This window comes from uncultured Rummeliibacillus sp. (assembly GCF_934216135.1).
Classification (GTDB): Bacteria; Bacillota; Bacilli; order Bacillales_A; family Planococcaceae; genus Rummeliibacillus.
In genome coordinates, this window is the sequence record NZ_CAKQBI010000079.1 from 1 (window position 1) to 2571 (window position 2571).

The window sequence follows — 2571 nt, forward strand, 5'->3', positions numbered from 1 at the left end:
AGTCTAATTGAATACCAAAGTGACGATCTACTTGAAAAGGTTGAAAAGTCATTTACACAAAATTATTGACACTCCCGATTCCGTAGTAAATAAAGTAAAATAACATAACATAAGTAGTAAAAATACATAAAGGCGGAGTAATATGTTAATACGTAAACTAAATATTGATGAACGTCCTCCAATGGGTTTGTTATTGTTAGCTGACCCCTCTAGAAAGATTGTTGAGGAATACTTACAAAGGGGACAGTGTTTTGTAGCTGAAAGTAATGATCAAGTAATCGGGTGTTATGTATTACTAGAAACAAGACCTGAAACCGTGGAATTAGTAAATATTGCAGTAGAGGAGATTTTCCAGGGTAAAGGCATAGGAAAAAAATTAGTGATGAATGCGATTGAAGTAGCCAAGTCAAAAGGTTACAAAACGATTGAATTAGGTACTGGAAATTCAAGTATCAGTCAATTAGCCCTATATCAAAAGTGTGGATTTAGAATTACCGGCGTTGATATAGATTTTTTCACTAAGCATTATACACAAGACATCTTCGAAAATGGTATACAGTGTAGAGATATGATTCGATTATCTCGATATTTGTAAATTTAACAATAAGTTGGTAAAAAGTAATCAGCAAGTAGCTGTTATCCAGTAGATCTAGCAATACCGGAGATTTCTTTAATTTATTTTAAAATCGAGGTAATAATAAATCCATTTAAATTGTCACCAGACACTTCATATTTTGTCGAATCAGGGATTTTTGCTTGGTTGGTGTTTTCAACATACTGAACATAATATTTTACACCATTAACCTTAGCCGTGTAGTCTTTTTCATCTTCTAAAAATTTTATATATTCTTCTAAAGACATGTCCTTTTGTTTCATGATTATACTATGTGGCAATCCAACATAACGGAAATGCCAAGGCTCAAATGCAATACCTGTGATGTCTACTTTATTTTCTGGATAGCGTAATATAAAACCGTAATCAGTAGCGTGTTCCTCTAGCCATTTGCCTTCCATCGTTTTATCCATAGTCCCTTGGGTAGAACCAATATCAATCGATAATCCAGTTTGATGTTCACTAGAACCAGAAGGCAATGCATATTCAGCACCCTTTTGTTCGTAAAGTTGTTGCTGTAGTTTGCCGCTTCGATATGCACTATTGATTTTGAAATGTTGAATATCGTCTTCTTGTGCCGCTTCAAACATCTGTTTTAATGGTTCGATTAAGCTTTGTTGGACTTTATATTCTGAATCGATTAAAACGTTTTCTGTTAAGCCTTTTGGAATTATTGTTAGGTTTGTTGGCTCTTGTTGGAGCTTAAAATCTTTATTGATTAATATTAAATTGCCATTGTAAGGTGACTTGCCCTGCAATGAAATTTCCTGATTTAATTTAGGGGAATCATTTATGAAGAATTGATAACAAAATAGGATGATCATTAGTGCTATGATTATTTTTTTCAATATGCTCGCTCCTTTATTAATAGTTTCTAGTATAATAATAAATTCTTAAAAAATAGTGGTATAAATCTTAAGTTTTTCTTAAATTGAATAATTGGAGGAGTACATTTTTCAAAATTGAAGTCGTGCTTAATAAGTTATTTGAATATATAAAGAATTCGCAATAGGAGAAGGGGTGTACCATGAGTGTTCATAAAATTGTAAATGAATTGTTCCACCTATTTAATACACGTTCGTTTAAGCAACGCCCTTTCATTGTCGCGATTGATGGATTAAGTGGAGCGGGTAAAACGACAATGGTGAAAGAACTCGAAGACGTGCTAAAAAGGAAATGCAATGTCACTATTATTCATATGGATGACCATATAGTGGAAAATACTAAAAGATATAATACCGGGTACGATGAATGGTTTGAATATTACTATTTACAATGGGATATTGACTTGATTAAAAATGATTTATTAGAGAAAATACATAATTACTATACAAAAATTTCTTTGCCTTATTATTATAAGGATTCTAATAAGACTACACTGAAAGAAATTACAATATCATATGACTCCATCATACTAATTGATGGGATATTTCTACAAAGAAAAGAATGGAAAAATTTTTATGATTATAAAATATTTTTGAATTGCCCAAGAGAAATAAGGTATGAAAGGGTTCTAAATCGAGATTTATATATTGGAAACTTACAAACAAGATTAAATAAGTATAAAAGAAGATATTGGCTAGGGGAAGAGCATTATTTAAAAACGGAAAATCCGATTGAACAGGCAGATAAAATAATAGATATGAATTAATGCTTTGGATAGGATGACTTATTACAACCAATTTTAATACTTAGTGTCTATTCCGTGAATTTCTTTTCAAAAGTTTGGAAATCCTCTGAATAATAATACGCTAAAGTAAATTCAACGATAAAGCTTGAAGTGAGTAAAAAGACGATACAAAAACAAGTAGTGTATACATTTCATACTATATTGTAATATATAAAAGAAAGTTAGCTTTTAGTTCAATATATTCTAAAAATAAGCCCAGGGGTGAAATGTCAATCATAAAAATTATTGAAATTGGAAATTGTTAAGCCTTTCAACACCCGAAACTCAA

The 2571-nt window shown here is 31.0% G+C and carries 3 protein-coding genes; 2 read left to right on the forward strand and 1 reads right to left on the reverse strand.

The genetic code is table 11. From position 1 onward, the window contains the following. The first annotated feature begins 142 nt into the window (after positions 1–142). Positions 143–595, forward strand: a complete 453-nt coding sequence (locus Q0977_RS18100) for a GNAT family N-acetyltransferase (RefSeq protein ID WP_299516531.1) — start codon at positions 143–145, stop codon at positions 593–595. Between the two features lie 80 nt (positions 596–675). Here the strand turns inward: Q0977_RS18100 and Q0977_RS18105 are convergent, their stop codons facing one another. Next, a complete protein-coding gene (locus tag Q0977_RS18105) occupies positions 676–1461 on the reverse strand; it encodes a M15 family metallopeptidase (protein WP_299516533.1) in 786 nt (261 codons plus the stop codon). Between the two features lie 179 nt (positions 1462–1640). On the opposite strand from Q0977_RS18105, the gene Q0977_RS18110 reads away from it, so the two are divergent. Then, positions 1641–2264: a kinase gene (locus Q0977_RS18110; RefSeq protein WP_299516535.1), complete on the forward strand. Its 624-nt coding sequence runs from the start codon at positions 1641–1643 to the stop codon at positions 2262–2264. Positions 2265–2571 lie beyond the last annotated feature (307 nt).